Origin of the sequence: Cesiribacter sp. SM1, from assembly GCF_020178975.1 — a bacterium.
In the GTDB taxonomy this organism is placed as follows: Bacteria; Bacteroidota; Bacteroidia; order Cytophagales; family Cyclobacteriaceae; genus Cesiribacter.
The window spans coordinates 110,703-126,536 of sequence record NZ_JAHXBU010000044.1 but is presented as its reverse complement, the minus strand read 5'-3'; the positions used below and the strand labels follow the sequence as shown (position 1 = coordinate 126,536).

Here is a 15,834-nt window from a genome sequence, read left to right as displayed (position 1 = left end):
ACCAACAGGTAACTATTGAAAAAAAAGAGCAGCAGCTTCGGCTCGTTTTACCAAACCAAAGCTGCTGCTCATCTATACAATAGGGAACTCCTGTTTTAGACTTCTAACAAGCCACATTAAACACGCACCATCCCTAATTAAGCTGAGTAATCCAGTAAGGGAAGAGTGCTTACCATGGATCCAGCACTGCATTGCTTTTTACCTGGCCCCGGATCTCACCACCCCCATACTGCAGAGTATGAACGTTTACATACGTCTGTCCGTCAATCATCAGGTTAACAAGATCGGAAAGGGAGCTGCCCGCAAGCGCACCCTGCAGATTGGCTGCAGTAATGGTACCCTCTGCCAGAATGCCGCTAAACCGGCCCGGGATCAACACCGGCGGAGGACCATCAGGATACAGCCACACCACCACACCTCCATTGGTACCGGCCGGCGCCATATGTATGTGGGCCATGCGCACGTTTTCGATATTTGCCACCATCAGCTTGTAATGCAGTTCCGTACCATCTTTGCTAAGCTGAAAAATAGCCTGGCCGGTTGCATTTGTTTCAACTGCCGGCACTTCCTGATCGCCGCTAAGGTGGGCTCTTAAGTTTACCACCCTGGAGGTGCTTTTGTTAGCGCTTGCATCCTGCATTACAGGATCAACACCTTTGTCGTCACATGCCGTAAAAACGAGAAAGAGAGCAGACACATAGAGTAAAATTTGCTTTTTCATTAGTTATAAAAATTAAGTTGAGAATGACTGGCTGCCGTAAAGTTCAATCCTGTTGATGCATCTGCTCTGTGCCGGTACATGCGTCCGGTTAAAGCTTTATGCCAGTACGCCCGCAGCTATTCCATTGGTTGCCTGCAGTCTGTGTAAAATGAAAATAATTTTTTGAGACGAATGAAAGATTAACATCAGGCCATCAGAATCAATAACTGCATGATGTGTTGATGGCAAAAAGTAACGTTTTGCATATTGAAGCCAGCTGTGTGTAAAAGGCTACAACGATGCTGCAATATGCTGAAGATCTATAGCAGCGAAAGCGTATCGGTAGTGCAGTAGGTAAAAATACCCTGACCGCCCCTGATGTTTGAAGGAAGAGCTACGGGTGGTTCGAATGGATCTATGTTTGACTTGGAAGCCTGCTGAAGCGCCAGTTGAAAATGGTAGTTGGCCTCCGTTATCCTGTACAGGATAACTTTATTAAGCTGCTCCTCCTCATTTAGCTGCAGGCTTATGCTAAGTTGCTCATCAGCAATCGAGGTATAGTTGTAGTAATAGGTTTTCCGGAGCTCTGCATCCCCCTTACTACTTTCAACATATACTGCAAAATAACGGTTTGCTGCATCTGCTCCATTATTGCACCAGAGCTGCAGCAGGTTGTTTTGCAATTTCCACTCTTCAATCTGCACTGGTGCAACCACCGCTGTTGCTGCATACAGCGTATCCTGCAGTGATTCACTGATAATGCGGATGCTGATAGAATCCCCACTGCTCATGTTGTGCGGGAGTTTGTAGGCGTTTGCATAGTTAAATAGCTTTCCACCCTTAGCATCGCGGTAGAAAAAGTTACTCAGCTGCATCGAGGTATCGGGGGTACTTACAAAAGCACTTGCATACCAAACCAGCCTAAGCGAGAGATCATCCTGAAAGTTATTGGTGCGGCTCAAACTTAACCGCAGGGGGGCATCCGGAGTCAGGTAGGCCTCTACAAAGTAACTATCCTTTCCCTGGGGCAATACCAAAGCAGCCTCTTCCTGGAGCGTACAGGAGGATAGGAACACCAGCAAAAGCGAGGTGAGAGCGTTTATAATTCTAGCATCCATGTGTACCTTACTGTTGGTGTTAATGGTAGTAGGGATTTTTGTTTGGCAACTATCCTGCCACTTCCATCCTCCTGTGGCACCACTTCAAAATAAAAGAAATAGGGATTGGCCTGGTTATATACATTGTAGATCCCGAAGTTCCACTCGCCCCAGCCCCGGCGCTTTTGTCTGCGATACGACACTGAAGCATCGAGCCGGTGCGTAGGCGGGGTACGTATGTTGTTGTAAGCACCAAACTGAGGGGTTGGCACTGGATTATAGCCCGGCGTCATGCCCTGCACCGGCAGTAAACCCTCCGGAAAGGTGTAGGGACTGCCTGTTTGCAGAAACCACTGCCCTGCCAGCTGCCAACCTCTGCCAAATTTCCAGTTTATGCCTGCATTGAGCTGATGACGCACATCCTGCACCGGGAAAACCCATTCTGTATGGCCACCCACAGGCGGCAGGGCCAGTTTTGTAGATGCAAGTGTATAGCCGGCATTTAGCTTAAGCTGCTGCCAGTTTGCCTGAAATTCCAGCTCCAGCCCCGCTGAACGGCCCTTGTGAGCGGTAAACTCCTGGGCATAATCTTTAAGGAGCACTGTTGCATTGGGGTAGTAGAGCTGCCCCTGCAGCCAGCGATGATACAGACCAGCATTTAGCTGGTAGCGCCCAAGTTCTTTTCCGAGGCTTAGCCCCAGCTGATCTGCTTGTTGCAGTGGAATCTGACGGGAAGCCAGGCGCAGAAAATCAAAAGGCATGCTGATGCCCAGCACATTTACCTGCTGATGAAACTGGTAGGTTCTGTCGTAATAGAGGCTGGGGCTTGCCCAGTTGGTATTTTTATATTGTACACGTGCACCAGGTGCCGGTAACAAACTGCCGTTATACAGGTAGAGGCGGTTACCAGCTGAAAGGCCAAAGCTGCCATAATCCAGCTGCGCCTGAATGAACAGGCCACTGGTATAAAGCTGTTCGCTAAGCACATCTCTGCTTAACTGTCGGTGCTCGGTATCATAATTTCTGGCAACAGACTGTGACTGCAGCATTTGCAGAAAGGCACCCGTTTCTATCACACCTTTTTTAGCAAGTGGAAAGCCAAGCAGCACATTGCTTAGCCAGGCACTGCTACCCTGCTCTATGCGATCTGTCTCATGCCGCTGGTGCTCCATAGCAAAAGCATAATGACTAAAGCCATGGGTGGTTTCCAGCCAGGTGCTTCCCAGCGATTGCCTCCAGCGGGCAGAAACAAGCCTGTTTCCCCAGGATGCATTAAGGGTAATTTTTTCGTTTGCAGCTTTGTAACGATCATTGCTGCCAAATAACATCAGAGAAAGGGTTCCCCCAGGGAGCTGGGTAGTTAGCTGTATGTTCAGATCGCCAAAGGCATAATCGGGCAGGGTGTTTTCTCCTTCTCTACTAACCTGAAGCTCGTCGTAGAGCTTTGCCAGTAGCTGGTAATAAGAGGACTTTGCTTTTGCATAAATGCCTGTTTTCAGCTTTGGCAGGTAGCGCTGGTAAGAAACATCAGAACTTAATATGCCAAGCCCAACCTTCAGCTGGTGGTCTTTTACACCATGCGCCCGGGGCTCTGTAAGCAGGTATGCCGATAGCCAGCCACCCGCACTGGCAGGATAGGCACTTTTATACAGTGTACTGGATTGAAATGCATCGGGATCAAGAGAACTGTTGATGCCCAGCAGGTGAGCGCTGTTAAAAACAGGTACCCCCTGCATTAGCACAGCAGTCTGGGCATTGGTACCTCCGCGTACAAACAGGCCGCTTTTGGTTTCTCCAGTTTGCAGCACTCCAGCGGTACTCTGCAACGCCCTGATCAGGTCTGGTTCCCCCAAAGGGCTACGGATCTCTTCAAGCGCTGCCCTGCTCAACAGCTTTGTTTCTGTTAAGGCAGCTGTATGATCAGGGCTGGCCACAATCTCAACCTCCTGCAAACTGGCAGCCAGTGGTGTTAAGAAGACCTGGGTAGTGGTGCCTGGCTGCAGCAGCAGTATAGTATCTTTATAAAAGCCATGCTTAAAATGTACTGGCACGGCGCCTCTCTCCTCTTGTGCTTTAAGGCTAAACGCACCATCAAGACTGGTCAGGATCAGGGTATCACCTGTTCTCACCTGCACATAAGGCAATAGTTCCCTGTTTTCTGCATCGTAAACACTGCCCCTGATCTGGGCGTGCAGCAGAAAGGGAAATAGAAAAGAGCAAAGGAGCAAAAGAGGGCTTTTCATAGAAGAAAATGCCCTTTACGAAAGGTAAAGGGCATTTATTAAAGCATGCTATTCCTTAGGCTTTACTTTATATTTCAGCAATAGCTCCAGGTTGGCAGTACCTTCCAGATCACCATCTTCTTCGAAATAGGCACCTGTCATGGAAACGCGGCTTGGGTAGCCATACTCATCAAACTCCAGGTATTCCATATTGCCATAAGAATAGTTATTTGGCACTGTTACACGCTTAAGCGCGTTTACAGTTTTATACCCATCCAGTTCCGGTACTAGGGCTGTAATGGTGTTGCCAAAGAAATTCTTCAGCTTATAATCGTACTCAAGGATGGCTACTTTATGCAGACCTGCTTCACGCACAAGAATCTTTAACTCTTCGTGTCTGGCCGTCACAGGGTTGTATTCGTAGCGCCAGTCCCATTCTGCCTCAGTATAAGCCCAGATTTCGGTTGGGTTGCCTTGAGCATCGTATACAGCCTTCTGTATTTCTTTTGTGTTGCCTTCGCTATCAGTTTCAGTAGTAGAAACCAGCTTATTATTGCTGTTGTAAGTATAGGTAAGCGTAACACCATCTGCTCCCCAATTACCCGCTTCATCTTTGCTGTAAGCTTTGGTATCCTTTATAAGTCCGGCAGCAGTATAGGTGTAGTCAATATAGCTGCCTGGCTCTTCGTTACCTTCAACAGACTCATACATACGGGTAATACGGCCTTCGGCGTCAGTTTCAAGCTTAACCACCTCGGTATTATATATATCACCTGCTTCTATAAATCCTTCCAGGGTAATTGTTTCCCACAACTGAAACCACTGCACATACATACCTTCATCATCAAAGCTAGAAATATGATAGTAGTGCTTATATTCTGTATCACTGATTTTTTTTGATACTACATAATCATCATAACCTGCCTGCCCTGGCAGTAATGAAATACAGTTAGGGTACTTGCGGTATCTGTATGTTTCCTGGCTGCTGCTGTATACCAGCTCGTAACCGGTGAATGTACCATCATTGTTTGATTCTGTATAGTGATCACCTTTGTATTGAGACTGATCTACATACTGATCACTGTAATTATGCCATACCGAAGAATACTTCACTTCATTACGTTCAGCATACTCTTGTAAAACATAGCTAGAGAGTTTACCATTCTGGTAGTTTTTTGATAAATCAAATATTTTACGCGTTTCCAGATCCACAACTTGGTTACTCTCCAGGTAGGTAAGCTGGTAGTCTGCATTATACTGTGCTTTTACAACAGGTACAGAACCCAGCATTACTTCTTCCAGAAATAAGCGTCCGTTGGTATCGCCCAGGTGTACGGCCGACCAGTTCTCACCGGTACCACTGATCTTAAACTCGCTTACATCTCCGTTGGTGAGGGTAATCCTCATGATACCCGTATGCTCGTTGTAGGTAATACTTTGTATACCCACACCGTCCTGACCATTCAGAAGGGCCAGGTCGCCCTGCATTGCCTCTGTGAAGGCTACGCGCTGGCTGGTACCATTGCTGTAGGTAATTACCAGCTCGCTTCCTTCTTTTTTGAGAGCGGTAATTGTTTTGCTTTTTTCTGCAGCCAATTCCTTTTCAAGCCTTTCGTTATCTGCCTGAACGTCCTTGTCTGAGCAACTGGCAAAAAGGGCAAGGCAGCATATGGCCAGGCCCGATAATCTTTGCTTATACATAGAGGAGTTAAAATTTTTTAGCGCAAGTTTAATAAACTATCACTACCAAGTATGTGCTTTGTTAGCAATGAAATTACATACGCGCGTTTTATGAAAGAACAGCCCATAATTCAACCTCTCAGGTCGGCATGAGGAGCTGAAAAACATTATCTGATTATAGAAAAGAAACCACAAGCAATACTATAGCAGAGTAAACACTACATGCTAAGTCGTGACTAAACAGCTGATATGCATGGGATAAACAATAACTTTTGTCATGTATTAGCAGCACCGGGAGCTGTGATCGGGTATAACAGTCTACAGCGGCCTGTGCCTGTTATACTTTAGCTGAAGGGTGAATTGGCTTAAAAATGAACACAAACAAATAATTCATTACATCTAAACTTTCCAGCATCTCCCACATTGCGCGCAATTATCTCCCAGGTAGCTTCATACAGGCTACTATTGTTCACTGGCTTATTTTAAAGGTCTGTCTGGGCTAAACCCTTAATGCATAGAAATTTATAAGCGGGAAACAGTCGGCATTTTTTTTTAAAATCACACCTCTTTCTTACATTAGTATTGTGGTGTTTGTTACAGATAAAAGCTACCAAATGCCATCTTTTTATTTTACACATCCGTATAAAGGGTATCTAACAAACATGGTGGTACCATTCCATTAGCCAACAGCTATGAAAATACTTTTATTAACAACCACTCACAGCGGTCTTAGCCAACGTACTTATTTCGAACTGGTTGAAAGAGGTCATTCGGTGTATGTTCAGCCCGCCACCAGCGATGCCGCCATAGAAGCAGCGGTTGCCTTTTATCAGCCTCAGCTTATTATTGCTTCTTTTATCAGAAGAGCTGTTCCCGCAACTGTACAGCAAAACTACCCGATCATCAACGTAAGGTCTGTAAATGGTACAGACAGAGGTGCCAGCAAACTCGATGGTACACTGGCAGAAAACCTGCAGTGCTGGCGCATTACTTTTTCGCAGGTATCGAAAGAAAGAAAAAGTCTGAACAACAGCATTTCACATAGCATAGAAATGCCCCGTAAAAACAGAAAGATCTTTTACAAGCATCACATGGCACAGGCTGTGGTAAACGATATACTGGAGGCTGTAGAAAAATACGACAGAAAAACTTTTGCTGCCAATGCCCTGCAAACGATAGATTCAATGATAAAAACCAGGCTACAGAGCGTTTATCTATCATAGCGCCACTCTCCCTCCGCTAAGATCCCTCCACTGTTTAACTGCCAGAAAGCATTCACAGTGTAAGCTGCTTAATAGGCTGCATAAATTATTAAGCCTCCTGCTTTAGTAATCGGAAAGTAAACTTTCCGATTACTAAAGCAGGAGGCTTGTTTTTTTTTAACCACGCCAGATCCGTTAGTGGCTGGCGTGTTGATCGGGGATAATTTACGCTTACATATTGTAGCTGATACCACTGAAGTACTGCCTGCCCATACGATCGGTGCCATAGTACTCGCGGTTGTCCTGGTTTAACAGGTTTTTAGCTCCGGCAAAAAGGCCAAGCTTCTTATATACCTGGTACGACACCCTTGCATTCAACAGCATTTTACCTGCAATTCTGCCATCTTCACTTGTGTAGGCAACATCCTGCTGAGCAGACATGGTGTGCTTGCTGAAGTAGTAAGCAGAAGTGTTGACATTAAGCTTAGCCGTTGGAGACCAGTTTACATACCAGCCGCCAAACAAAGCAGGGGTATTCTCATGCTTTACATCCCTGCCCTGGTAAGCTACACCTGTCTGGGTTGGATTGTTGTAGTAATCGAAGTTGCGCAGCTCGGTTTCCTGCAGGGTAATGAACGGACGAATCTGCCACTGCCGGGAGGGAACCCAGGTAACAGATGCTGATAATCCATGCTGATGTGCTGTATATGGCACATTATCCGGTTGATTAACCAGGAAGAGCCCATCCCCTTCCATCTCTGCCCTCTTGAATACATATACACTTGCATCTTCCAGCCGCTGGCTGAACAAGCTTAGATCCAGCTGCAGGTTTGATAGTAGTTGTGCCCTAAGTCCCAGCTCGGTCATGGTATTGCTGCCTGGGCGCACCTCTCCATTTGCCGATATTCTGATGTAGGTATTAGCACCAACTCCGTAGGCTGTATTCACAAATGCATTGCTGTAGAATATACCACTGAGCGATTTCGCATGCACTGCACGCAACATCCAGCGTTCATTTATTGCGTAGGTAGATGCAAACTGGTAAGAAACAAATGTATCGTCTGATACATCAAACTTATCAAAACGGCTGCTACCAATAAGGCGTAAGCCCTTCAGTGGAGTGTAGTCTGCTCTTAAGGAGCCAGAGAGAATATGCATGCTGTGATCTCCCTGTATCAACCCGCCAAAGGGAAAATTCCTGCTCTGCTCTAAATCGTTGTACCGGGTAGACTGGTAGCCCAGCGACGGACGAATGCGCAGTTTATTGTGCAGCTTTAGATCGTAATCTGCAGCTACATCCATGATCCTGAAGTCGTAGGAAGAGGTTACATACTCATTCAGCTTGTTTACATCATCTTCTCCTTTCAGGTAAGACAGCCGCAGGCTTAAATCATTGATCTTACTGTTAAGATTGCCGTAGTAGCTGGTAGTACCTGAATAGGAAAGCGGGGTTCCCATTGTTAAAAATACTTTTTGACTTTCTGCAGACTGCATACCTGAAGAAAACTCAAATGATACCCGCTCCGAAGGATTATAGGTAGCATAAGCATTTAATCCGCTGCGCTCAATGGCAACTTCAGGATCCAGCCCCAGGGCTTTTACCCGTTCTGCCTGAAAATCGCTGCTTTTCATGTAAAAAGCCGGTCTGTCGCCGCTGGCGTAAATGAACTGCTCATCATCGAGGCGGTTGTTTTTCTGGTAGTTACCGCTAACACCAAGGCTGAATTTGCTCCCCAGCTGCCTGCCAGCTGCTATGCTTCCATTCATGGAGCCCGAGGGCAGTGAACCCTGCAGCTGACCGGATACTAGCAGCTCGTGTTGTTTAAACTCGCGCGTAATAATATTGATTACGCCAGTAACGGCATTTGGCCCGAAGAGTGGTGCAGAAGGACCGCACACCACCTCAATGCGCTCAACATCTGCCAGGTCTATGGGAAGCGCATCCCAGGCAGTACCCCCCAGGTTATAATTAAACACCGGGCGGTTGTTGATCATTACCAGGGTAAGGGTATTGATCTGGTTGATGCCTAATGTGTATTTGGTGGTATTATCAAATCCCCGCAGGTGAACATCATAAACACCATTGCTGGTTTCACGCACAATAACCCCCGGTATCAATCTTAAAGCTTCAGGTATTGACCACACACCTGCTTTTGCTATCTCATCGCGTGTAATACTATAGGCAGCAAGAGGAGCATCAAACTGCCGCTCTTTTTCCTTAGAGGCCGATACGATTGAAATGTTGAGCAACTCCTCCAGCGGCATATCATACAAGTCCTGCTGTTCAGCCTGCGCAAATGCGGGCACGGTACCCGCCATCAGCCCCAGCACAACAAAACATGCTTTCGTTATTTTTTTCATAATAAGTTGTACTTATACTTTGACGGCTCAAAGGTACAACCCGGTCCAGCCCAAATATTATAAGCCGTATCTACACCCTTACATATGTATGGCCTAAATACTTTCACAATAATTTTGTACTGGAATAATACTATTTATTTATGAATATTAAATAAAACCTAGAAATCAGAACATGAATAAGCCAAAAGGAAAGGATTAGATAAAAAGTCATGACGTAAGGGTTTACCCTTAAAAAGCAAATTATGCCTGTTTTACGTCACAGAGCATCTCCAGACATCACAGCAGGCAATATCTTAAGCCCCAAATGGTATTACGTTGAACAATGCTTAGGCAGGGGCAGCAACTAGTCCACAGCTCATTAGCTACAGTTGTATAGCAGGTAAATTATTCTGAAGGGTAAAGTAGGCACAGGCAAACAGTATATAGCAACTAAGGAATGATATTTAACCGGGTAACGGCCCGTCTACTGGTACACAGCCTCCAGTGCCTCTGCCAGCTCATAGGGATCCCGGATATCAAGCTTTTCTCTTCTGGCTTTATGCTGAACGGCCAGTAGCTTGCGGGTATCTTTGATGAAACTATCAAGCATAATTTCAATCATTTTATCTTTAGGCCGCACACCTTTTCCATTATCGAAAATATTTGTGCGCTCGTCTGTTTCCATGTAATAGAGTTTAAAGTTACCCTCTATAGCCAGGAATACGAGTCTCTCTACCTTAAACTCCCTTCGGCCAACTGCAGTAGAAAGATCAGCGCTACCGGGAGCTCCTGTACCGGGGAATGACAAGCGGTAGCTAAGATAAAATTCATCTTCAGTGCTGTTGCGGCTCAATGCCCAGATCTGGCTTACTTCTGCAATGGCCCTGATCATTTTATAATTAGGTTCTTTCTCAAGCACCGCAAACTCATCTCCTTCGTGCAGCACTTTCAGAAATGTAGTGTAGCTATCGCTTAGGGGTACTGTGTAGTACCTAAAGCCGGCATAACTGAAAGTTTTTACGTCTGCTGCTTCAAGCACAAAGGGTTCGTCTTCCTTATTTTCCTTAATGTACAGCAAATCTGCCTGCTCATCCATACTAATCCAGAGGCTGCGTTCTTCTCCTGTGTTTAAAATAACATACTGTTGCTCAAAAGCTTCAGTCTGGGCAAAAGCATTCACAGAAAAGAAGAAGAAAATTAGTGGAAGCAGAGATTTCATTGGATCATCTGGTAAGTTGAGAATAGAACCAATCCAAATATATCAGAATAGGAAAGAACAACATTCACACAGCGCAAACGCCACTATTGCAGCCCTGTTTTTTAATGTAATATATCCCTCCTCACCAGGTATTTATACAGTTATATTTAGCTTTTGTAGGGAACCCGGAGCTTTTACCCCCTTAAATTCAGCAGCCGGGAAGGCCGGGCAAATGATAATCGCATCAATATACTGCAGCTATTTATTCCTTGCCCAGCATGCAGTAAGCGCTTAAAATCAAATTGTATTATATATAGCCACAGCACATTAGCCGCAGCTAGACTGGCTTTAGGGCTGTAGGTTTACCTCTGTAATAAAATGCCTGAATTTACCCCCTGAACCAGAGGTTTCAGGAAGCTTGTAAAGAGCCAGCACTCCCATATTAAAAATTAGAGCCTTAGCGTACAGCTGCTCCAGCTACTGGCAGATTACGAGCGTTTTGATTCCAGACCAACTGAAGCCAAAATGCCCATCCGGGCGGATGAGAAACTTAACTTTTTTAAGCCTGTATAAAAAGGCATGCCACCTGTACAGGAGCATGGGTTTCGTTATAAAAGAGGGCGCATATACGGCTGTTTATGGAATATTGTAACAGTAAGGGTTGCGGTTCGTATCCTTTTACTGGAGATAAAATAATCGCCGTTTAGCCATTGGTTAACGGTTTTTTTAGCCTCATTTATTTTTACATTTGCCCCCATATTATAATCATTCAAGAAAAATTAAGCCATGAATGCACTGGAGACGATAAAACAATATTACACTGCCTTCAATAATAGAAATTATGAAGGAATGCTTGCCCTGGTACATCCTGATATACACCATGAACCAAACCAGGGAGAAACACGGATGGGCAAGGAAAAATTTGAGGAATTTCTCCGTAATAATGATGAGGCCTATGAGGAAACACTCAGCGATATGGTTTTCTTCACGGCAGAAGCCCATGAATCACGTGTTGCAGTTGAGTTTACTGTAAACGGAATCTACAAAAAGGGAGATGAAGGCTTTCCTGCTGCCCATGGCCAGAAATATGTATTACCGGCAGCGGCTTTCCTGGAGGTAAAAGATGGAAAAATTATCCGCTTGAGCACATACTATAACCTGCCTCTCTGGATCAAGCTAGTATCTGAGTAAAGCCCTACACAATGCAGGAACTAACCTTTATTACTAAACAGGGCAATAGCATTAGAGATGTTTTCGATGATCTGGCTGCTTTACGCATAGCGGTATTTCATGACTACCCCTACCTGTACGAGGGCACCCCGGCATACGAAAAGGAGTACCTACAACCATATGTCCGATCGGAGCGGTCGTTCCTGTTTGCGGTTTACCACGATCAGCAAATGGTAGGGGCTACCACCTGCATTCCGCTTCTTGACGAAACAGCAGAGATCCGGCAACCCTTCGAAGAAGCCGGCTATGCGCTGGACACTCTTTTTTACTTTGGAGAAAGCATCCTGCTTAACCCCTACAGGGGTAAGGGCCTGGGGCATCGTTTTTTTGATGAACGGGAAGCCCACGCCCGCAGCTTTGGCACCTATCGCAAAGCCTGTTTTTTTTCAGTAGAGCGGGAACCAAACCACCCCCAAAAGCCTGTTAATTATCGTCCCAACGATGAGTTCTGGAAGAAAAGAGGGTATGTAAAGCAGGCTCAGTTACAAACAACCCTTAGCTGGCCAGATATTGGCCAGACCCATTCTACGCCTAAACCATTGGTTTGCTGGATGCGGGATCTTTAAATATAAAACAAGTATAGTATAGCAGATAAAGAATGAAAATAAATGTGGCAGCAGCCCAATACCCAATAACAGAACATAAAAGTTTTAAAGATTGGCAGGCTCATATAGAGCAATGGGTAGCTGAAGCGGTGAAACAAGACGCACAGCTTTTATTATTCCCCGAGTACGGTTCCATGGAGCTGGTAAGCATATTTCCGCAGGAGGTTAGAAGCGATATCCGCCTGCAGGTGCGGGAGCTTCAATCCATCAGGGAAGAATTTTGCAATGTTTTTTATGCGCTGGCAAAAAAATGGGATGTGATTATTGTAGCACCCAGCTTTCCGGTGCTCGAAGAAGGCAATATTCATAACCGTGCCTATGTTTTTTCACAAAAAGGCCTGGTCGGTTTTCAGGATAAATTCTTTATGACCCGCTTCGAAAACGAAGAATGGGGCATACAGAGCGGGCCAAAGGTACTAACCCTTTTCGAGGCTTCATGGGGCAGCTTTGGTGTGCAGATCTGTTACGATGTAGAGTTTTCGATGGGCTCGCAGCTGCTAAGCTCGGCAGGGGCCTCCATGATACTGGCACCCAGCTGTACCGAAGCCATTCGCGGGGCTACCCGCGTACACATTGGCGCCCGGGCACGCGCACTGGAAGCACAGGCCTATACCGTGGTATCTCAAACCATAGGGGATGCACCCTGGTCGCCTGCCGTAGACATCAATTACGGCTATACCGCCTTCTACTGCACACCAGACCTGCACCTGCCGGAAGAAGGCATCATTAAAACCATGCCTCCGCAAACAGCAGGCTGGCTCATCCAGTCACTGGACTTCACAGATATTGAAAGCGTTAGGAATAATGGCCAGGTGTTAAATTTCAGAGATCATCAGCGCTTTCATTCCAGGTTTCCCGACGAAGATATACTGCTGATGAGAAAGCAGCTGTGATGCCTCGTTTGTGAACATTGATTGAAAGGTAAAACCTTATGAAGCTCTCTGCGGTGCAGAGAGCTTCATGCTTTTTATAAATTCTACTGCATGCCTTGCATCACAGCCACTGCTCCTGTAGTTTAGCTGCTTAGCTTTTTTTACCCATGAAGTATTATTTTCCGCTCCTGCTCCTGCTCTTTTCATGTGTAGCCAATACACCAACAGCACAAAAGAATGGCGACAAACCCAGCCTGGATACCAGACTTTCTGAACTGAAAAAGTATGAGGGCTTTGTAGATTTCTATTATGATGAAGAGAAGGATAAAGTGTTCCTGCTACTCGACACCTTCAATACAGAGCTGTTGTACGTGGTTTCCCTTGCTGCCGGTGTAGGCTCTAACGATATTGGCCTGGACCGGGGCCAGCTCAGCGGTGAGCGCATTGTTAAGTTTGACCGCCGCGGCCCAAAGGTGCTGCTGGTAGAACCCAATTACCGTTACCGGGCAATCAGCAACAATGCCGATGAACGCCGCTCCGTGGAAGAAGCCTTTGCACAATCGGTGCTGTGGGGTTTTAAAGTAGAGGCAGAAGAAGGCAAGCGGGTGCTGGTAGATGCTACCGAATTTTTTCTGCAGGATGCCCATGATGTGATCGGAACTTTGAAAAAGACCAAGCAGGGCACCTATAAGCTCGACAAAGACCGCTCTGCCCTCTATATGCCCGGCACCAAAAACTTTCCGCAGAATACAGAATTTGAAGCAACCCTTACCTTTAGCGGACAAGCCGAGGGAGAGTGGATCCAGAGCGTAACCCCCTCTCCTAACAGCATTACCGTAAGGCAGCACCATTCTTTTGTAAAGCTGCCCGATGCCGGCTACGAAGCACGCGAATTCGACCCCAGGGCAGGTTATTTCTCTACCTCCTATTACGACTATGCAACCCCGATCAGCGAACCAATAGAAAAGAGATTTATCACCCGCCACCGCCTGCAGAAAAAAGACCCCGCTGCAGCAGTGAGCGAGCCGATTGAACCAATTGTGTATTATCTGGACCGAGGTGCACCCGAGCCTGTGCGCTCTGCCCTGCTGGATGGTGCCCGCTGGTGGAACCAGGCCTTTGAAGCTGCCGGTTTTAAAAATGCGTTCAGGGTAGAGCTGCTGCCCGAAGATGCAGACCCGCTGGATGTACGATATAATGTAATTCAGTGGGTGCACCGTTCCACCAGGGGCTGGTCCTATGGTGCCTCGGTAGTAGATCCCAGAACGGGCGAGATCATAAAAGGGCACGTTTCGCTGGGTTCGCTGCGGGTGCGGCAGGACTACCTGATTGCAGAGGCCCTGCTGGCACCATACGCAAACGGGCAGGCAGTACCCAAAGATATGGAAGAAATGGCCCTTGCGCGCCTGCGGCAGCTATCTGCCCATGAGGTAGGCCATACCCTGGGGCTGGCACACAGCTACTCCTCCAGTGCAGAAACTTTAGCTTCCGTTATGGACTACCCCCACCCTATGGCCAGCCTGGAAAACGGAAAAATCACACTCACCAACGCCTACGACGATAAAATAGGCATCTGGGATAAAGTAGCCATTCAATGGGGCTATGGGCAGTATGCAAGCAAGGAGGAAGAAGAGAAAGAATTGAACAACATCATCAGCAATGCCCTGCAGCAGGGCCTAAGCTTTGTTTCTGACCAGGATGCACGGCCACAGGGTGGTGCACACCCCTATGCACACCTTTGGGACAATGGAAAAGATGCTGTTGATGAGCTGAACCGCGTGCTGGAGATCCGTGCAGTAGCACTTAACAACTTTGGCCAGAACAACATTAAACCTGGCGCGCCCCTGGCCACACTGGAGGAAGTACTGGTACCCCTTTACTTTTTTCACCGCTACCAGGCAGAAGCTGCAGCAAAGCTTATTGGCGGTGTTAACTACCGCTATGCATTGCGCGGCGACGGACAAATTGGAACGCAGCTGGTTCCTGCTGCCGAGCAGCTAAAGGCCCTGGATGCCCTGCTGTATACCGTCTCGCCAAAAGTGCTGGTACTGCGCGAAGAGATTATCCAGAGTATTCCGCCAAGGCCAATGGGTTATAACCGGCACCGCGAGCTGATCAGGACCCGAAACAGCATTACCTTCGATCCGCTGGCAGCAGCAGAAAGTGCCGCCGACCAGACCTTTGGCCTGCTCCTACACCCGGCCAGGGCCAACAGGCTGGTAGAGCATCATGCCCGTAACAACCAGCAACCAGCCTTTGATGCCGTTTTGAACAAGATCCTGAACAGCACTCTTCAGGCGCCTGCACAGGAAGGATACCCCGGAACAGTTCAGATGACTGTAAATGCTGTAATGCTTCAGCACCTGATGCGCCTCTCTCAGCACCAGGATGCACACGGAGCAGTAAAAGCCCTTGCCAGCCAAAAGCTGCAGGAGCTGGTACCCTCCCTTAATGCCAGGGCTAAGAATACCCGCAGCGCAACCTGGGGCGCCCATTACCGCTACCTGGCCAAACAGATAGAAGACTATCAGGAAGATCCTGCAGAATTTAAGCCTGCATCATTCCTGCAGGCACCTCCCGGCCAGCCTATTGGCAGTCTGGATGGCATTCCCTTCTGTAATATGGAGCAGGAATAGATCAATCAAAAGCATAACCACCAACTCCTTCCTGTGCATACCCTAAAGCGGT

Annotated in this window: 11 protein-coding genes; 5 read left to right on the top strand and 6 right to left on the bottom strand. The window is 47.0% G+C overall.

What is annotated here, in order from left to right; genetic code table 11:
* Window positions 1-169: 169 nt before the first annotated feature.
* The 4 genes from KWJ01_RS08820 to KWJ01_RS08805 form a co-directional block, all read right to left on the bottom strand.
* On the bottom strand, window positions 170-721 hold the full coding sequence (locus KWJ01_RS08820) for a CHRD domain-containing protein (RefSeq protein WP_224996066.1): 552 nt from the start codon (window positions 719-721) through the stop codon (window positions 170-172).
* 299 nt (window positions 722-1,020) lie between these two features.
* Entirely contained in the window at window positions 1,021-1,818 is a 798-nt protein-coding gene (locus KWJ01_RS08815) for a DUF4249 family protein (RefSeq protein ID WP_224996065.1), read from the bottom strand.
* On the bottom strand, window positions 1,800-4,040 hold the full coding sequence (locus tag KWJ01_RS08810) for a TonB-dependent receptor (protein ID WP_224996064.1): 2,241 nt from the start codon (window positions 4,038-4,040) through the stop codon (window positions 1,800-1,802). The genes KWJ01_RS08815 and KWJ01_RS08810 overlap by 19 nt, the downstream gene beginning before the upstream one ends.
* A 48-nt stretch (window positions 4,041-4,088) precedes the next feature.
* Window positions 4,089-5,720 carry a hypothetical protein gene (locus KWJ01_RS08805; RefSeq protein ID WP_224996063.1) on the bottom strand — a complete coding sequence of 544 codons (1,632 nt, stop codon included), beginning with the start codon at window positions 5,718-5,720 and terminating at the stop codon, window positions 4,089-4,091.
* 671 nt (window positions 5,721-6,391) lie between these two features.
* Here KWJ01_RS08805 and KWJ01_RS08800 point away from each other — a divergent pair.
* A complete protein-coding gene (locus tag KWJ01_RS08800; RefSeq protein WP_224996062.1) occupies window positions 6,392-6,922 on the top strand; it encodes a hypothetical protein in 531 nt (176 codons plus the stop codon).
* Between the two features lie 210 nt (window positions 6,923-7,132).
* On the opposite strand, the gene KWJ01_RS08795 is transcribed toward KWJ01_RS08800, so the two are convergent.
* Both KWJ01_RS08795 and KWJ01_RS08790 read right to left on the bottom strand, forming a co-directional pair.
* Window positions 7,133-9,262 (bottom strand): TonB-dependent siderophore receptor, encoded by a 2,130-nt coding sequence (locus KWJ01_RS08795; RefSeq protein WP_224996061.1) that lies wholly within the window; start codon window positions 9,260-9,262, stop codon window positions 7,133-7,135.
* A 463-nt stretch (window positions 9,263-9,725) separates the two neighbouring features.
* A complete protein-coding gene (locus KWJ01_RS08790) occupies window positions 9,726-10,460 on the bottom strand; it encodes a hypothetical protein (RefSeq protein ID WP_224996060.1) in 735 nt (244 codons plus the stop codon).
* Window positions 10,461-11,225: 765 nt separating this feature from the next.
* On the opposite strand from KWJ01_RS08790, the gene KWJ01_RS08785 reads away from it, so the two are divergent.
* From KWJ01_RS08785 to KWJ01_RS08770, 4 genes are all read left to right on the top strand, one after another.
* Entirely contained in the window at window positions 11,226-11,630 is a 405-nt protein-coding gene (locus KWJ01_RS08785; RefSeq protein WP_224996059.1) for a nuclear transport factor 2 family protein, read from the top strand.
* A gap of 11 nt (window positions 11,631-11,641) precedes the next feature.
* Complete coding sequence (locus KWJ01_RS08780) at window positions 11,642-12,235, top strand: GNAT family N-acetyltransferase (protein WP_224996058.1); 594 nt, start codon at window positions 11,642-11,644, stop codon at window positions 12,233-12,235.
* Between the two features lie 32 nt (window positions 12,236-12,267).
* Window positions 12,268-13,167, top strand: a complete 900-nt coding sequence (locus tag KWJ01_RS08775; RefSeq protein ID WP_224996057.1) for a carbon-nitrogen hydrolase family protein — start codon at window positions 12,268-12,270, stop codon at window positions 13,165-13,167.
* A gap of 146 nt (window positions 13,168-13,313) precedes the next feature.
* Window positions 13,314-15,782 carry a zinc-dependent metalloprotease gene (locus KWJ01_RS08770; RefSeq protein WP_224996056.1) on the top strand — a complete coding sequence of 823 codons (2,469 nt, stop codon included), beginning with the start codon at window positions 13,314-13,316 and terminating at the stop codon, window positions 15,780-15,782.
* Window positions 15,783-15,834: the final 52 nt, after the last annotated feature.

Excerpts from the sequence above, each read along its gene's own strand:
- KWJ01_RS08785 (WP_224996059.1), top strand. The coding sequence starts at position 11,226 with ATGAATGCACTGGAGACGATAAAACAATATTACACTGCCTTCAATAAT.
- KWJ01_RS08810 (WP_224996064.1), bottom strand. The coding sequence starts at position 4,040 with ATGAAAAGCCCTCTTTTGCTCCTTTGCTCTTTTCTATTTCCCTTTCTG.
- KWJ01_RS08780 (WP_224996058.1), top strand. The coding sequence starts at position 11,642 with ATGCAGGAACTAACCTTTATTACTAAACAGGGCAATAGCATTAGAGAT.
- KWJ01_RS08800 (WP_224996062.1), top strand. The coding sequence starts at position 6,392 with ATGAAAATACTTTTATTAACAACCACTCACAGCGGTCTTAGCCAACGT.
- KWJ01_RS08790 (WP_224996060.1), bottom strand. The coding sequence starts at position 10,460 with ATGAAATCTCTGCTTCCACTAATTTTCTTCTTCTTTTCTGTGAATGCT.
- KWJ01_RS08795 (WP_224996061.1), bottom strand. The coding sequence starts at position 9,262 with ATGAAAAAAATAACGAAAGCATGTTTTGTTGTGCTGGGGCTGATGGCG.
- KWJ01_RS08820 (WP_224996066.1), bottom strand. The coding sequence starts at position 721 with ATGAAAAAGCAAATTTTACTCTATGTGTCTGCTCTCTTTCTCGTTTTT.
- KWJ01_RS08775 (WP_224996057.1), top strand. The coding sequence starts at position 12,268 with ATGAAAATAAATGTGGCAGCAGCCCAATACCCAATAACAGAACATAAA.
- KWJ01_RS08815 (WP_224996065.1), bottom strand. The coding sequence starts at position 1,818 with ATGGATGCTAGAATTATAAACGCTCTCACCTCGCTTTTGCTGGTGTTC.
- KWJ01_RS08805 (WP_224996063.1), bottom strand. The coding sequence starts at position 5,720 with ATGTATAAGCAAAGATTATCGGGCCTGGCCATATGCTGCCTTGCCCTT.
- KWJ01_RS08770 (WP_224996056.1), top strand. The coding sequence starts at position 13,314 with ATGAAGTATTATTTTCCGCTCCTGCTCCTGCTCTTTTCATGTGTAGCC.